This is a genomic window from Ruegeria sp. HKCCD4315, from assembly GCF_013112245.1.
Classification (GTDB): domain Bacteria; phylum Pseudomonadota; class Alphaproteobacteria; order Rhodobacterales; family Rhodobacteraceae; genus Ruegeria.
Genome location: NZ_WVRN01000002.1, coordinates 867029 through 882061, shown reverse-complemented (window position 1 = coordinate 882061; position 15033 = coordinate 867029). Strand labels below are relative to the sequence as shown.

Here is a 15033-nt window from a genome sequence, read left to right as displayed (position 1 = left end):
GCGACCTCTTACACGGTTGCTTTGGCTTCGATTTCTTCGGGTGGCAGATCCTTGACCAGATCCCAGGCGCGGGATTTGCCGGGGTTCAGCAAACCCTTTGGGTCCAGTCGTTTTTTCCAGGCAAGGTGCAGATAGTCAGCGGTTTTCAAGCCACCGCTTTCCACATGGAAACTATGGGCGTCAAAGACACCGTGCCCGTGTTCTTCGTAAATTCGACCGATCTCTCGCAGGCGATCTTCGGTGGAGTACCAGATGATTGGCAGATCAAAGGCGACGACCTCGCCGTTCAGCAACGAGAATTCGTGATGCTGCCAGACATCGTCACCCAAGGCTGCACCAACCTTTGCAACCGCGCCCGCGTCGGATGCATCCGGTACGCCGATTTGTTGGTAGGTCGCTGACCGGTCCGCTTTCAGAACCTGCAGAGTGGTGTGGTTATAGGCAAATTCGAACACATGGGGCAGTGATGCTGCCTTCCGGTCATCTTCGGTCAATTCCAGATCAAGACTTCCGCCCAGATCCGCAATGAGGCCGCGAAACCGGGCCATATCGGTCGCGGGTACAAGCGAAACAAGAAGGTGCTTGTCGGGCCGGACATGGCCTTTCAGTCGGGGGAAATACTCCACGATCCGCGCGTCGACAGTGCTGGCCAGCTTACATCCGATCAGATCGTCGGTCGCAACCGCGTACCCGGCGGCGTAGCAGTCTTGGTAGCTGTCGAACGTCGCCATGCACCCGATCCAATCCGGGTGGGGAACCGTGCGCAGCGTCACTTCGGTAATGACTCCGTTCAAGCCCCAAGCATGATGTATTTGCAGAACGTCCTGACCTTCGAACACATATTCTTGAGGGTTTTCTTCGACGGACAGAGCCTTGAGCTGCAGGATGTTGCCGGGCTCTCTTAGAACACCGTTAGCTATTGAGCCAATGCCCGCAGAACCGCCCGCGACAAACCCGCCGATCGTCGCGATATCCTGCGTCGACGGGAACATGGCCATTTCCCACCCTTGCGCCATCAGCGCCGCGTTGACATCTGCCATCAGCGCGCCCGCCTCGGCGCGAACAAAACCGTCTCCGATTTCCAATATTTGGTTCATCAGGGTGGTTTCGATAATCAGACCACCGTGCAGGGGCACGGCCTGTCCGTAATTACCCGTCCCGCCACCGCGCAGCACGACAGGGGCATCTGCGTCATGCGCGGTTTTCAGGCAATGTGCCATCTCTTCAACGGTTTTCGGCAGGGCGACCAGATCGCCAAAACTGCGTTTGAGCTGTTGATTCAGAATAGGGCTGTACCAGAAGAAATCGCGCGACCGTTTCTTGACTAGAACGGGTTCGTCGATCACTTCGACCGGCGCGAGGCGTTCGGCAAACGCGGCCCAGTCCAGATCGCTTTTTCCTGAAATCGACGTCATGCAATCTCTCCTGTCAGAGCGTGCTTCAAGGGTTTGGGTGCAGATGTCCCGGTCAGCCAGTCCGAGGTTGATGCGGCATCAAAGATCAGCAGGTCTTCGACTGCGGCCCCATCCACGTTGGTTGGTGACAGACCCAGCGCTGTTTGCGCATTTGTGGTGATCATGGGCAGTAAATCACCAAATGGCGGGTCCAGATGGGCCGTAAGCGCTGCCAGTTCCAGACTTTTGCGTGGGTCATGGCGGCCAAGGGGGCAAAAAGCGTCGCGCACGTTGTCGGTGCCCACTACGACGGGAACACCTGCGGCGCGCAGCTCACTGATCCGCGTGATCCCGCGCCGGTCTGGTGTGCCTGTGCTGCGCCCCTGCAGATACAGGTTGGACGTTGGCAGGCTGGCAATGGTCAGCCCGGCCCGTGCGATCTTGTCCAAAAGCGCTTGCAAAGGTTCGCCCGCGACGTTGATCAGGCTGCAGGCGTGACCGCATAGCACGGGGCCCTGAAACCCGGTCTCGATGAGGGTGTCTGCAATGATCTCCAGCCCGTCCAGCCCTTGGTGCAACCCTTCATCAACGTGAAAATCCAATGCGAGGCCATGCTTTTCAGCCAGCTGAACCGCAACTTGTATCGCGGCGTGGCGATCCGGTTGGTTCAAAACGAACAGCCCGAGCACCCCATTGCCACGGGCGATCTCGCGACCTATTGCATTTGCCTTGGCCGGGTCGGCCAAATCGGTTGTGTTCAACAGCGAAGCGACTTGTAGGTGGACCGTATCCTGATAATCCACCGCGAGCTCTTGTAGCACGGACCATGCCAAAGGCGGCGAGGTGCTTTCCGGATCAGCGGCCCAGTCGAAATGACTTCGAACGATGCCGCACCCCGAGGACATCAACTCCTGTAGTCCCCGTTCCGCCCGCTGGCGCAGGTCGTCTTCCGTCCAAAACATGCGGTCGCGGCGCTGGGCGTCCATGGCGGCATTTAGATCTCCGCCAATCCGGCCCATTCTTGAGATCGTGTGGCATTTATCCAGATGCACATGGCATTCGGTCAGGCGCGGGGTGATCAAACCTGATGGATGACAAGGCGCGGTGCTAGGGCGTAAACAAACTGCCTGTCCGCCCCGGATAATCAGATCGCCCGCCAAACAATCCGAAATCTGCGTGCCCCCAAAACCATGCGGATCCAAGAGCAGCGAGACAGGGACAAGCACGTTCTCGACAACATACGAATCTGTTGCATTCAGCATGTTCATGTCGCGCCACTCCGGTGATCGAACCGGGCGAACTCGGCAAGAAACTGCGCGAAATTGTCGGCGGCTGTATCCAAGAGGCGTTCCCCCTTTTCCAGAGTCGCGGCAGAGGCATCCCCGCAAGCCCCATCCGGATGTAGGTCATCAATGATCCAGCCCGGCCGCGCGGCTTGCCCCGTCAGACCGATATGGTTGAATTGCTTTTCCCAATCCCGGATGGCGGGAACAAAGTTCTGCGCCCGGCTCATATTCACGAGATGCGGTTTAGCCGCCAACATAGAGGAGGTCTCGGCCTCTCCGGCATGCAAGTCGACCGAGGCAGCATCGGGGTCGAGGATGCTTTCCCAATCGGAAAAACCGAACCACGAGCATGTAACAACGATCATCTCGTGCGCGATCCGTAAATCGCGCGCTGCAATATCTAAAAGGGCTGTGTTTCCCCCATGGCCGTTGAACAGAACAAGCCGCTGTACACCTGCCCGCGCGATCGAGGCCCCGATGTCGCGCAACACCGCCAGCAAAGTATCCGCAGAAAGGCTGAGGGTTCCGGGATGCCGATCATGTTCGCCGCTTTTGGTGACGGTCAAACCGGGCAGGATCAGTACGTTCTGCTCGGCATGTAGCCGCGGCAAAGTACGCTCGACCACAGCGGCCACCAAGTCACTGTCAACGGATACCGGCAGATGAGGACCGTGTTGTTCTGTGGCTCCGATTGGCAGAACGGCAACCAGATCATCTGGCAGATCGCGAAAATCCGGCGCTTTGTGATTGGCCCAATAGCCTTGAATGCTCATGCGAGCCTCCCAAACAGGCGGCTCGATGAACGGCAGAAACGACTGGATGGTGGTCGGCCGTGTTCGCTTATCAACCGGGTGACTTCGTTCGCCCGCCCTGATGTATGACAAGTCGGGTGGATCCCCGGTATTGGACCGAAATTGAAGTAGAGCGCGTACACGTCACACAGCAAATGACCACGTTTGCCCATATCGCCCTCCTTGACGAAACTGGAATACGTGGCCCTTGGATTATCCGTGCCAGAGAAGTGCGCTAAGACTTGCAAAGAAAGTTTGAACTCGCAAGAAAAATTACAATTCAGAAAAGAGTACAGGAAAATGAAAGAGTTAAACCCATCCGATATGTCACCTCCGTTCGCGCGCTATGCGCATGGCGTCGAAATCCCCCGCGATTGGAGGCTTGTTCAAACCTCGGGGCAATTGGGGATTCGCGCCGATGAAAGCGTACCGGAAGGCGCGTACGAACAAGCGATTGTCTGTTTTCAAAACATCGAAAAAATTCTGCGGTCAGCGGGTATGGGCGCAGGGGATGTCGCGCATATCAAAGCTTTTGTAACCGACCGATCGCACATGGCAGGCTACATGCGCGCCCGGGATGAATTTATTGCTTCGACCAGCCGCGTGCCAAGCTCGACGCTATTGATAGTCAGCGGTTTTACGAGGCCGGAGTTCAAGGTCGAAGTCGAGGTGCTTGCCGCCGCCCCTTAGGGAACGTGTTAAATTCAGTGGTGTCATTATCCCTGCCGACAAACGGGGCAGTCGTGATCTGCACTTTCTGTTTCAAATGTCTTTTTTGGGCTTCGGTGTCGCTGGTGTTGTTAAGTGCGGTAGCCAAAGGGGTTAGGGTGCCAGAGAATCGCTAGGGGAATACTTCGTGACAAATGATCATAGCGTAATTGAAAATGTCTTCATCCCAATGGCGGATGGTCGCAATCTGGCCGCTCGGATCTGGTTGCCTGTAAGCGGGCCAAGCCCGGCCATTCTGGAATACCTGCCTTATCGCAAACGCGATGGCACGGCACCTCGGGATGAATCTACTCACCCCGTGTTTGCCCGCGGGGGCTATGCGTGTGTCCGGGTGGATATCACGGGAACCGGTGACAGCGACGGTCAGTTCGATGACGAGTATTCCGAGCAGGAGCTGAGCGATGGCGAGGCGGTCTTGGCGTGGATTGCCGCGCAGGATTGGTGTGACGGCAATATTGGTATGATCGGGATCTCCTGGGGTGGCTTCAATGGGCTGCAACTGGCGTACCGTCAGCCTGAGGCGCTCAAGGCCGTAGTTTCCGTTGCTTCGACCGTGGATCGTTATGCTGATGACATCCATTTTATGGGCGGCTGTCTGCTGAGCGATAATGCAAACTGGGCCAGTCAGATGTTTGCCTATCTGTCGCGACCGGCGGATCCGGACTTGCGTGAGGATTGGCGTGAAGACTGGCTGAACCGGATGGAAACGCTGCCCTTTTCCGCAGTGGATTGGTTGCGGCATCCCACGCGTGATGCGTTTTGGAAACACGGATCCGTGTGTGAGGACTGGGATGCAATCAAAGTTCCGGTGCTGGCCATGACAGGCTGGGCTGATGCCTATGTCAACGCGCCCTCCGCGATTGCGACCCATTTGAAAGTCCCGGCCAAAGCAATGGTTGGCCCTTGGGAGCATCGTTATCCACACATCTCAAAACTTGCACCATCCGATTTCCACTCGGAAGTGATTACATGGTTTGATCGCTGGCTCAAAAGGCGGCAGAACGGGGCCGAGGACCTGCCAGATTATCGTACTTTCATGCAGGAACACTTCCAACCGACCAAACAGAATGGCCCACGCAAAGGGCGCTGGATTGCCGAACAGAACTGGCCGTCGGACAATGTGAAGGATCGCTTTCTGTACCTGACGCAGGACGGGTTTGGTGCCGGACCTACAAACGGTACAGTCACCGTAAGCAGCCCGGCCAGTGTTGGAGCGACCAGCGGATATTTCTGTCCGGGAATGCGCTTTGACAATGAACTGTGCGGGGATCAGGCCCCCGATGATGTGCTGTCGCAATGCTTTGACACTGCCGTGCTGGATGAACCGCTAGAGATTTTGGGACGGGCGCGGCTGCGCATTGCATTCAGCGTCGATAAACCGGTTGCGCAACTGATGGCGCGGCTGTGTGATGTTTCTCCCCAAGAGGTGTCCCAGCGCATCAGCTACAGGCCGCTCAATCTTTGCCATTATGCCAGTCATGAAACGCCCGAAACCCTTGTGCCGGGACAGGTTTATGAGGCGGAAATCCTGCTGAACGAATGCGCCCATCACCTGCGCGCAGGCCACCGGCTGCGGCTGGCGCTGTCGACCAGCTATTGGCCCGTTGTTTGGCCCGCACCGGAACAGGCCAAGGTCACGCTTCATCTGGACCGCAGCGTTCTGCAACTGCCCGTGCGCGAGGTTGAGGCGGAAATCGAACCGCAGAACCCGGGTCCGGCACGGGATTTTCCTGTACTGGAAACAGAAGTACTGCGCGCGCCGTCCGGGCGATCCGATCAGCATGTGCTTGACGATGGGACCCTCGTTCTGGACACGTTCGACGACTATGGTAAAGCGCGTGATCCCTATCACGGACTGGTCGTTGGCAGCCATGTCGCCATGCATTACAGCATCCACCCCGACGACCCTGCATCCGCCCGTTTTGATAGCCAATGGCGTTTCACCTTCGAGCGGGGCGACTGGAACGTGGAGATTGAGACCGAGAGTTCGATGCATTGTGATGCGCAGAATTTCTACCTGACACGAAAACTGCGGGCTACCGAAGGCGCAGAGGGCACTGAAGTCATAGTCAAAGAGTGGACGGAAAGCGTCCCGCGCGGATTTCACTGACGGCTTCAAGACTGCGAGCATCAACAGTTCAAAAAAGTTAAATCCTGCCGGTTCCGGTTTGTTTCATTGCTGATCGGACCTGCAGGCCCAAACGAGGCTGTACAAAGTCTGCCATCGTCGTTAAGGGCGTGATCTTTCTTCTGCAAGGTGATGTATGCCCAACCTCTTCGACCTGCCAATGACGCTCTCGCAGGCGTTGACCAACAAAGGTTACAGCGAACTTACGCCCGTTCAGGTGGCGGTGACGCAGCCTGAGCTGGCCCAGCTTGACCTTTTGGTGTCAGCGCAAACCGGATCAGGAAAGACGGTTGGCTTTGGGTTGGCAATTGCACCCGACCTGCTGGACAAAGACGGCCGGTTTGATCGACCGGCAGCCCCTTTGGCCTTGGTCATCGCGCCCACACGTGAACTGGCCATGCAGGTTCAGCGAGAGTTTGACTGGCTTTTCTCTGAAGCCGGGATCGTTACCGCATCTGCCGTGGGTGGTATGGATGCGCGCACGGAACGCAGAGCGATTGAGCGCGGCGCACACGTCATCGTCGCCACGCCCGGTCGTCTCAGAGACCACGTGTCGCGAGGCGTGATCGATCTGGGTGATCTCAAAGCGGTTGTCCTGGACGAAGCGGATGAGATGCTGGACATGGGGTTCTCCGAGGATCTCGAATTCATTCTGGATCACACTCCGGAAAACCGTCGGACTTTGCTGTTTTCCGCAACGGTACCGCGCGGTATCGCCAAGCTTGCGCAGACCTATCAGAAAGAAGACGCCCGTCGGATTGAGGTCGGCAACAAAGACGCCCAGCACGCTGACATTTCCTATCTTGCGCTGTCCGTGGCCCCGTCAGACATCGAAAAGGCGATCATCAACCTTTTGCGTTTTCATGATGCGCAAACGGCGATCATCTTCGCCAATACCCGGTCTATGGTGGCCCGCTTGACTGCGAAGTTCTCCAACAGGGGGTTTTCGGTGGTTTCGCTTTCGGGTGAACTGAGCCAGTCCGAGCGCACCCACGCTTTGCAGGCCCTGCGCGACGGGCGGGCGCGTGTATGTATCGCAACAGATGTGGCTGCACGCGGCATTGACCTGCCCCGGCTGGAACTTGTGATCCACGCGGATCTGCCGTCCAATGCGGAATCCCTGTTGCACCGGTCCGGGCGAACAGGCCGCGCCGGACGCAAGGGCACTTCGGTGCTGATTGTACCTGGGCGCCAACGGTCAAAGGCACAACGCCTGTTGAAATCCGCCAAACTAGAGGCGGAATGGGGTACGCCACCTTCCGCCGAAGCGGTCCTTGCGCGCGATGAAGAACGGCTGATGTCCGATCCGGGATGGAGCCAATCGCCAAGCGCCGAAGAACAGGCTTTTGCGCAAAGGCTGTTGCAAGAGCATTCAGCCGAGAAAATTGCGGCGGCGTTTCTGCGGCTCTACCGCGAGCGCAATTCCGCGCCCGAAATTTTGGGTGACGTGCCTGAACCGGGTGCCCGTAAAAAGCGGGAGGCTTCGGATTTCGGGCCCAGCACTTGGTTTTCGTTGTCTTTGGGCCGCAAACAGCGGGCTGAGCCGCGTTGGTTGCTGCCGATGCTGTGTCGAAATGCCGGGATCTCCAAAGATGCGATTGGGGCCATTCGTGTCCAGTACCAGGAAACATTCGTTGAAATCCTCAGCGACGCAGTACCGGCGATGAAGAACGAGCTTGGCCCTGAGCTTGATCTTGAACAGGGCGCGCGCTTGACCGAATTGCCGGGCGTTCCGGATTTCGACGCCTCGCCCAAAGGCCCCCCGGCTGCGCCGAAAGCACCACGTAAAACGCCACGCCCAGATCGGAAAGCGGACACATCGCGTCGAGACAGCAAGCCCGCTGGCGCGTCGAAACCAGCTGAGTTTGAACCAAGCCCAAAAAAACCGAAGAAGCGCCGGGAAAACCCGGACAAACCAAAGTCTGCAAAGCCGAAGGCAGGTCAGGGCAACCCCGGAAAGAAACCAACGGGTAAAAGCGGCGGTGCGGAAAACAAACGGCGCAAAAACGCGGCCGATCCGTCGAAACCGATGGGGTCACGGACCGAACGCCACAAAAGTCGACAGGACGGCGATAAGCCCAAGACCTTTAAAGTGCGTGCGAAAAAAGGCCCAGATGCGCGTCCGATGAGGAAACCATCGCGGACAAAATGAACCTTGACCATGTCTGCTTGCGGATCCCGTGCAAGCAACATCCACAAAGGTTTCGGGCGGTCGTACGAGAAGGGTTGAGTTCCAAACGATTTGAGAACTCAACCCTTTATGACGCTTTTGTCAGCCGCCTAAGCGTACGGTTTCGCCGCTTTCCATCGCCTGTTGTGCGGCGTGTCCCATCCTGACAGCCCAAAGACCGTCCTTCAGGCTGACATCGGGTTGGGCCTTTTCGCCGCGCAGCACGGCCAGAAACCCTTGGTGCTGATAATAGGTCGATCCATTGTGGTCTCCGGCTGCCAGTATTCTGGCGTCTACGGGGACGTCTATTGACGTAGGCCCCTTGGGGTTGCGGGGGCTTACGATGACCTTGGGCACAGGCGGTTCCCCCAGATGATCAGGCCAAAAGCGTCCTGGTCCGGGAACCAGTGCCTCAACTTTGGCGTCGGGTCCAACAGCCGAAATTTCTTCCTGATACCGAGAGCCTTCCGCAAACATGCACAGCTCTAACATGGCGCGTGCGCCCGAGGCGAAATCGACAATAACGTACCCGTGGTCCAGAATATCCGGTGTTTCGCCTTCGTAGCTTTCGTCCAGATGGTTGACGGCTTGCCCCCCACTTGCGGTAACCCGCACCGGGTCGGATTGCAGGATCAAGCGCATGAGGTCGAAGAAATGACAGCACTTTTCAACAAAGGTGCCTCCGGTATTGCGATTAAACCGGTTCCAGTGGCCGACCTTTTCCAGAAATGGGAAACGATGCTCGCGGACAGACAGCATCTTTACGCCACCTGTTGCTTCCGCCTTGTCGATCAAAGCAGCAATTGGGGGCATGTATCGGTATTCCATCGCAACCCAGATTGGGCAGGGATAGCTACGCTCAACCTCTTCTAACCGGGCCGCATCCTTTGGGTCGGTGAACAACGGCTTTTCCACCAGCAGCGGCAGGGGTCGCGTTTCCGCGACTTCGCAGATCTGGTCCACGTGCAAGTGATTAGGGCTTGCTATGACAAGGCAATCCAAGTCCTCGACGGCCAGGAGCTCTTTGACCGAGCTCACCATCGTGGCATCCGGCGCAATGGCTTTGGCGGCTTTTGCCATCACCGGATCCGGCTCAAAAATCGCTGCCACGCGCGTCCCTTCCAACAGGCCGATATTGTGCAAGTGTTCTTGCCCCATCATGCCGCATCCTATCAGCCCGTAGTTGATGGTCCGGGTCATGCGTGTTTCCTTTTACTTCAAACGTTGGACGTAGTTGGCCCGATCCGGGTCGAACCATGTTTTCGAGAATTCAACGGGTTCAGCGGTCTCTGACCAGCTGAAACGTTCGATATACCCTACTGTTTGGCCCGCTGGTTTGGTGAAACTTTCGGGCGTCCAATCGGGAAGCGATTGGACCGAGACCCTGTCTTCGGCCCGAATGATCCAAAATCCCAATTGGCGTTGGTAGTAGCGGTAAAGAGAGTCGGACAAGAGGGTCCGGTCGATCAAACCTGCTGATTCGTCCAGCCAGATTTCTTCGACGGCTATGATTGTGTCATTCAAATAGCGCATCCGGCGCACGCGTGATCCTCGGCTCGACTTACCAAATTGCGGCAGATCGGATGGTTTATCCAGATGATCAACCGACAGAACATCGGCGCGTGGCAGGCCACCGCCTTCGGGCAGTTCAAGCCGGAACATCGCATAGACGCTGCTCTGCGTGCCCGTTTCGCGAATGTAGTTTCCCGAACCCTGGATGCGTTCCAGCATTCCCTTTTTTTCAAGCTCGGCGAGCGATTTTCGCAGTGTCCCGACCGAGACATTCAGATCAGCCGCCATCTCGCGTTCGGGCGGCAGGCGCTCTCCATCCATCAGCCGCCCTGCCGCGACATCTCGGATCAGCAGTTCCGCAATCTGGATGTAAACCGGAAGTGCGTTCGGATTTCGATTGGCAGAGGGCACAGTCAGTCGCTTCACTTGGTCGCGGGAAAAATTGATACACTATTGATCTACATCAAAGCGATTGCTACGCAAGAGAAAAAGCAAACGCTGCGCGGAGACCGACTCAGATGACTATCGTCCCCATCACATCCCCTGATCTGGACGCTGCTGAAGTATCGTGGTTTGCGGCACTTTGCTCGGACGATTATCAATTTCTGGGTGTGCCGGACGGCGATCTTCGATCCAGTTGGGAGCATTGCTCGGGCATCGTGAAAGAGGCCGAAGCACAGGGGTTTCGCAATATCCTGTGTCCGTCTTCGTATCAGGTTGGTCAGGACACCCTGAGTTTTGTCGCAGGCTGCGCACCGATCACCGACAGGATCAACATGCTGGCCGCCGTACGCTGCGGTGAGATGCAACCGATCATGCTGGCGCGCACCATCGCAACGCTGGATCACATGCTGAAGGGGCGGCTGACCGTCAACATCATCTCATCCGACTTCCCCGGTGAGAAAGCCGACAGTGCATTCCGTTATCAGCGATCGCGCGAAGTGGTCGAGATTTTGAAACAGGCCTGGACGCAGGATGAGATCAACCACGCCGGCGAAGTGTACAATTTCTCGGGTCTGACGACCGATCCTGCGAAACCCTATCAGACCGGCGGCCCGCTGTTGTATTTTGGTGGATATTCACCTTCGGCTTTGGACTTGTGCGGTGAACATTGCGACGTCTACCTGATGTGGCCTGAAACCAAGGACCAACTGGCCGAACGGATGAAAGCCGTGCACGCAGTTGCCGAGAATTACAATCGAACGCTGGATTACGGACTGCGCGTCCACATGATCGTCCGCGATACCGAGGCTGAGGCGCAGGAATATGCGGACTACATCGTCTCGAAACTGGATGACGAATACGGTCGTGCCATTCGCGAACGGGCGCTGGACGCGACGTCGCTGGGTGTTGCGCATCAGGCCAAGAACCGCGATTTGGCAGATGAATACGGCTATGTCGAACCCGGTCTCTGGACTGGTGTTGGCCGGGCGCGGTCTGGCTGCGGTGCCGCTCTGGTCGGATCGACTGATCAAGTTATGTCGAAGATCGAGGAATACCAGAAGATGGGCATCCGCGCTTTCATCTTCTCGGGCTACCCGCACATGGATGAGGCCAAGCATTTTGGTGCTCGGGTGCTGCCCAACTTGAAAACCTGCTCGCTGCCCGAAGCTTACGGGCGCGTGCCAGCAATGACCCCAGCGACCCCACTGGGCAACGGAGAACGCCGCTGATGCAACGTGTGAAACTATCTGACTCGCTTGAGATGAGCCGCCTTGTCTATGGCATGTGGCGGCTGGGCGATGACGCGGATACATCCACAGGCCATGTTGAGGCCAAGATTCAAGCCTGCTTGGATCAGGGCATCACCACCTTCGATCAGGCCGACATTTATGGTGGTTACGCAGCCGAAGCTGTTCTGGGCAATGCCTTGCGCGCCAACCCGAGCTTGCGCCAGAAGATGGAGATCGTCACCAAATGTGACATCATCGCCCCGGTCGGCCGTTACGCGGATGCGAAGGTGAAATACTACGACACGTCGCGTGCGCATATCGTGAAGTCGGTCGATACCTCGCTGACAGAAATGGCCATTGACCATATCGACCTGCTGTTGATTCACCGCCCTGATCCATTGATGGACCACCATGAAACCGGTGCCGCGCTGGACGAAGTTGTTGCCAGCGGAAAGGTCGGTGCTGTGGGTGTATCGAACTTCCGCCCCTGGGACTGGTCGTTGCTGCAATCGGCCATGAAGACCAAACTGGTCACCAACCAGATCGAGATCTCGCTGGGCGAGATCAGCCCTTTCACCAATGGCGATCTGGCGTTTCACCAGCAGCATGGGCACCCGATCATGGCGTGGTCTCCACTGGGTGGCGGTCTGTTGATGGCCGGAAACCCTCCGGTCGGAATTGTGGCAGACGAGATTGCAGCCGAGTGCGGCGTGGATCGCGCCGCCGTAGCCGTGGCGTTCCTGCTGGCGCATCCTGCAAACATCCTGCCGGTGATGGGCACCAACAATCTGGGCCGCATCAAAACCATCTCGGACGCTTTGAAAGTCAAATTGGATCGCGAAAGCTGGTACCGCCTCTATGAGGCGGCGCTGGGGCATGAGGTACCATGATGAACGCAATCTCAAAGGACATGACCCATACTTTCGTTCCGCATAAGGACGACACCCGCACCCTTCGTGACGCTTTTGGCCGCTTTGCGACCGGCGTCACCATCGTCACCTGCGACAGCGCAGATGGCCCGGTCTGCATCACCGCAAACAGCTTTTCGTCGCTGTCGCTGGACCCGCCGCTGATCATGTGGGCGGGCGACCGAAACTCACGCCGCTTCCCCTATTTCCACAAAGCCCGCCATTTCAGCGTCCATGTGCTGTCGGCGGAACAGGCCGAGCTGTGCTTTGGCTGTTCGAAAGACGCTTTTGCCCTGCGCGATATCGCGCATGAGCGCTGCGAAAACGGCACGCCGATCCTGTCGGATTGTCTGGCACGGTTTGAATGCGAGCAACATGCATATCACGACGCGGGCGATCACGTTATTGTCGTAGGAAAAGTTCTACGGGCCAGCATGGCGGATGGAGACGCGCTGACCTTTTACGCCGGGAAACTCGGCCAATTCGCGCAGCACTAAGCGCGATCTGACGACCGTGGGCATACCCGCGGCTGAACAAGGGAGGATCCGCATGGGCGGACTGGCATCGGTGCTTGCGCCGATTGCATTCGTGAACGAAACCGTGCTGCGTCTGGGCCGCGCGGTTGGTGTCGTTGCGATTGCACTCATGGTAATCGCAATCCTGATTCAGGTGTTCTTCCGATACGTTCTGGGCAATGCTTTGCCCTGGCCGGATGAAGCCGCGCGGTTCTGCATGTTGTGGATGACCGGTCTGATGGCCCCAACGGCGTTTCGGCGCGGGGGTTTTGTTGCCATTGATATGCTAGAGCGCTTTTTACCGCGTTTTATTGGCCAAACGCTGAACCTGTTCCTGCTGGTAATATCGCTCGCCGTGCTGTTGGTCGCCGTCAATATCGGCTGGTCCGAAGTGACTGGCTTTGGCGGTAGGTTCGCCACCGCCGCGCTGTATCTGCCCACATCTTTCGGGTTCGACGAATGGTACCGCATCCCGCGCAGCTGGATGATGGCCTCGCTGTTGGTCGGGATCATCTTGCTGATCTCGGTGAATATCGAGTTGATCCTGCGATCTTTCATCACTCTGCTGGGCGGAGGTCACCTATTGCCCGAAATTCCTGATGCGGCAGTGGGGGCCGAATAAATGCTGATCTGGTTCCTGCCCACCTTCCTCATTTTCTTGCTGATCGGCCTGCCGGTCTTTTTCGCGCTGCTTGCCGCCCCGGGCATCCTGCTATGGCTGAACGGTCAAACCAACGACATCACGCTGCTCTACCGCAATGTCTATAACGGTATGGACAGTTTCCCACTGATGGCAATCCCCTTCTTCATGCTGGCCGGAGAGTTGATGAACCGAGGCGGCATCACCATCCGTCTTGTTGAATTTTCACAGGCGCTTATGGGCCATCTGCGTGGCGGTCTGGCACATGTGAACGTGCTGAGTTCGATCCTGTTCGCGGGCCTCTCGGGATCTGCGGTGGCCGATACGTCCGCTTTGGGGTCGATGCTGATCCCGGCGATGGAGAAACAGGGCTATACCCGCAAATTTGCCGCTGCGATCACAGCGGCCAGTTCGGTGATCGGACCGATCATTCCGCCTTCGGGTATCATGATCATCTACGCCTATGTGATGGGCGAAAGCGTGGCCGCCCTGTTCCTTGCGGGTATCGTGCCGGGCGTGATGGTGGGCGTCGGCCTTATGCTGATGATCAAACTGATGGCTGACAAATATGACTTCCCCGTTGCCAGCCGAAAATACACGTGGCCCGAGCGGCGTCAGGCCAGCCTTAAAGCCTTCTTCCCGCTGATGACCCCGGTCATCATTCTGGGCGGTATTCTCGGCGGTATTTTCACCCCGACCGAGGCTGCAGCCGTCGCCGTAGGCTATGCCTTTATCATCGGTTTCTTCGTTCTGCGCACTTTGACATGGAAAGAGGTGCCCGAGGTTCTCAGCAACGCAGGTATGACATCGGCGGTTGTGCTTCTGCTGGTCGGCGCGGCGATGGCGTTCAAGACGGTCGTCAGCCTCAGCCATGCGCCGGAGCAACTGGCCTCGCTGATCCTGAGCCTGTCGGAAAACCCGCTGATCCTGCTGTTCCTGATCAATCTGCTGCTGTTCATCGTCGGCATGTTTCTGGATGCAGGCCCTGCGATCATCATCCTTGGTCCCATCCTTGGCCCGATCTTCACCAGCCTCGGTGTTGACCCGATCCACTTCGCCATCATCATGAGCGTCAACCTGACCGTCGGCCTCGCCACCCCGCCAATGGGCCTGGTCTTGTTTGTCGCTGCTGCTGTCTCGCGCGAACGGGTCGAAACCATCGCCAAAGCGATCCTGCCGTTCCTGGCGGTCGAAATCATCGTGATTTTCCTGATTACCTATATCCCCGCACTATCCATGACGATCCCGAGGATAACGGGATTTGCCAACTAACTGAGTTCCACAGGG

The 15033-nt window shown here is 57.4% G+C and carries 13 protein-coding genes; 8 read left to right on the top strand and 5 right to left on the bottom strand.

Going from position 1 to position 15033, the window contains the following annotated elements:
• Nucleotides 1–8: 8 nt before the first annotated feature.
• Genes GS646_RS21775 through GS646_RS21765 form a run of 3 tightly spaced genes read right to left on the bottom strand, consistent with a single transcriptional unit; the run spans nt 9 to nt 3453 of the window.
• Nucleotides 9–1415, bottom strand: a complete 1407-nt coding sequence (locus GS646_RS21775; protein ID WP_171647987.1) for an FAD-binding oxidoreductase — start codon at nt 1413–1415, stop codon at nt 9–11.
• Nucleotides 1412–2662, bottom strand: coding sequence for an amidohydrolase family protein (locus GS646_RS21770; protein WP_253746651.1), 1251 nt, complete (start codon nt 2660–2662; stop codon nt 1412–1414). The genes GS646_RS21775 and GS646_RS21770 overlap by 4 nt, the downstream gene beginning before the upstream one ends.
• A complete protein-coding gene (locus tag GS646_RS21765) occupies nt 2659–3453 on the bottom strand; it encodes a creatininase family protein (RefSeq protein WP_171647989.1) in 795 nt (264 codons plus the stop codon). Before GS646_RS21765 ends, GS646_RS21770 begins: the two co-directional genes overlap by 4 nt.
• 201 nt (nt 3454–3654) lie before the next feature.
• Here GS646_RS21765 and GS646_RS21760 point away from each other — a divergent pair, with 201 nt between their 5' ends.
• From GS646_RS21760 to GS646_RS21750, 3 genes are all read left to right on the top strand, one after another.
• Nucleotides 3655–4161, top strand: coding sequence for a RidA family protein (locus GS646_RS21760; RefSeq protein WP_371732125.1), 507 nt, complete (start codon nt 3655–3657; stop codon nt 4159–4161).
• 208 nt (nt 4162–4369) lie between these two features.
• Nucleotides 4370–6310 (top strand): CocE/NonD family hydrolase, encoded by a 1941-nt coding sequence (locus tag GS646_RS21755; RefSeq protein ID WP_216600476.1) that lies wholly within the window; start codon nt 4370–4372, stop codon nt 6308–6310.
• 154 nt (nt 6311–6464) lie between these two features.
• Nucleotides 6465–8480, top strand: coding sequence for a DEAD/DEAH box helicase (locus tag GS646_RS21750; protein WP_253746655.1), 2016 nt, complete (start codon nt 6465–6467; stop codon nt 8478–8480).
• Between the two features lie 120 nt (nt 8481–8600).
• On the opposite strand, the gene GS646_RS21745 is transcribed toward GS646_RS21750, so the two are convergent.
• On the bottom strand, nt 8601–9698 hold the full coding sequence (locus GS646_RS21745; protein ID WP_171647993.1) for a Gfo/Idh/MocA family protein: 1098 nt from the start codon (nt 9696–9698) through the stop codon (nt 8601–8603).
• Between the two features lie 12 nt (nt 9699–9710).
• Nucleotides 9711–10421, bottom strand: coding sequence for a GntR family transcriptional regulator (locus tag GS646_RS21740; protein WP_171095670.1), 711 nt, complete (start codon nt 10419–10421; stop codon nt 9711–9713).
• Nucleotides 10422–10528: 107 nt separating this feature from the next.
• Here GS646_RS21740 and GS646_RS21735 point away from each other — a divergent pair, with 107 nt between their 5' ends.
• The 5 genes from GS646_RS21735 to GS646_RS21715 are packed head-to-tail and all read left to right on the top strand — an operon-like array spanning nt 10529 to nt 15018.
• On the top strand, nt 10529–11683 hold the full coding sequence (locus GS646_RS21735; RefSeq protein ID WP_171095386.1) for an LLM class flavin-dependent oxidoreductase: 1155 nt from the start codon (nt 10529–10531) through the stop codon (nt 11681–11683).
• Entirely contained in the window at nt 11683–12573 is an 891-nt protein-coding gene (locus GS646_RS21730) for an aldo/keto reductase family oxidoreductase (RefSeq protein WP_171647995.1), read from the top strand. The genes GS646_RS21735 and GS646_RS21730 overlap by 1 nt, the downstream gene beginning before the upstream one ends.
• Nucleotides 12573–13088: a flavin reductase family protein gene (locus tag GS646_RS21725; RefSeq protein WP_171187168.1), complete on the top strand. Its 516-nt coding sequence runs from the start codon at nt 12573–12575 to the stop codon at nt 13086–13088. Before GS646_RS21730 ends, GS646_RS21725 begins: the two co-directional genes overlap by 1 nt.
• Nucleotides 13089–13140: 52 nt before the next feature.
• On the top strand, nt 13141–13728 hold the full coding sequence (locus GS646_RS21720) for a TRAP transporter small permease (protein ID WP_171095381.1): 588 nt from the start codon (nt 13141–13143) through the stop codon (nt 13726–13728).
• The gene (locus tag GS646_RS21715; protein ID WP_170337175.1) at nt 13729–15018 is read left to right on the top strand and encodes a TRAP transporter large permease; all 1290 of its coding nucleotides are present in this window, start codon (nt 13729–13731) and stop codon (nt 15016–15018) included. It begins immediately after the preceding gene.
• Nucleotides 15019–15033 lie beyond the last annotated feature (15 nt).

Coding starts and splice junctions, on each gene's coding strand:
- GS646_RS21775 (WP_171647987.1), bottom strand. CDS start 1,415: ATGACGTCGATTTCAGGAAAAAGCGATCTGGACTGGGCCGCGTTTGCC.
- GS646_RS21770 (WP_253746651.1), bottom strand. CDS start 2,662: ATGAACATGCTGAATGCAACAGATTCGTATGTTGTCGAGAACGTGCTT.
- GS646_RS21765 (WP_171647989.1), bottom strand. CDS start 3,453: ATGAGCATTCAAGGCTATTGGGCCAATCACAAAGCGCCGGATTTTCGC.
- GS646_RS21755 (WP_216600476.1), top strand. CDS start 4,370: ATGGCGGATGGTCGCAATCTGGCCGCTCGGATCTGGTTGCCTGTAAGC.
- GS646_RS21750 (WP_253746655.1), top strand. CDS start 6,465: ATGCCCAACCTCTTCGACCTGCCAATGACGCTCTCGCAGGCGTTGACC.
- GS646_RS21745 (WP_171647993.1), bottom strand. CDS start 9,698: ATGACCCGGACCATCAACTACGGGCTGATAGGATGCGGCATGATGGGG.
- GS646_RS21735 (WP_171095386.1), top strand. CDS start 10,529: ATGACTATCGTCCCCATCACATCCCCTGATCTGGACGCTGCTGAAGTA.
- GS646_RS21730 (WP_171647995.1), top strand. CDS start 11,683: ATGCAACGTGTGAAACTATCTGACTCGCTTGAGATGAGCCGCCTTGTC.
- GS646_RS21725 (WP_171187168.1), top strand. CDS start 12,573: ATGAACGCAATCTCAAAGGACATGACCCATACTTTCGTTCCGCATAAG.
- GS646_RS21720 (WP_171095381.1), top strand. CDS start 13,141: ATGGGCGGACTGGCATCGGTGCTTGCGCCGATTGCATTCGTGAACGAA.
- GS646_RS21715 (WP_170337175.1), top strand. CDS start 13,729: ATGCTGATCTGGTTCCTGCCCACCTTCCTCATTTTCTTGCTGATCGGC.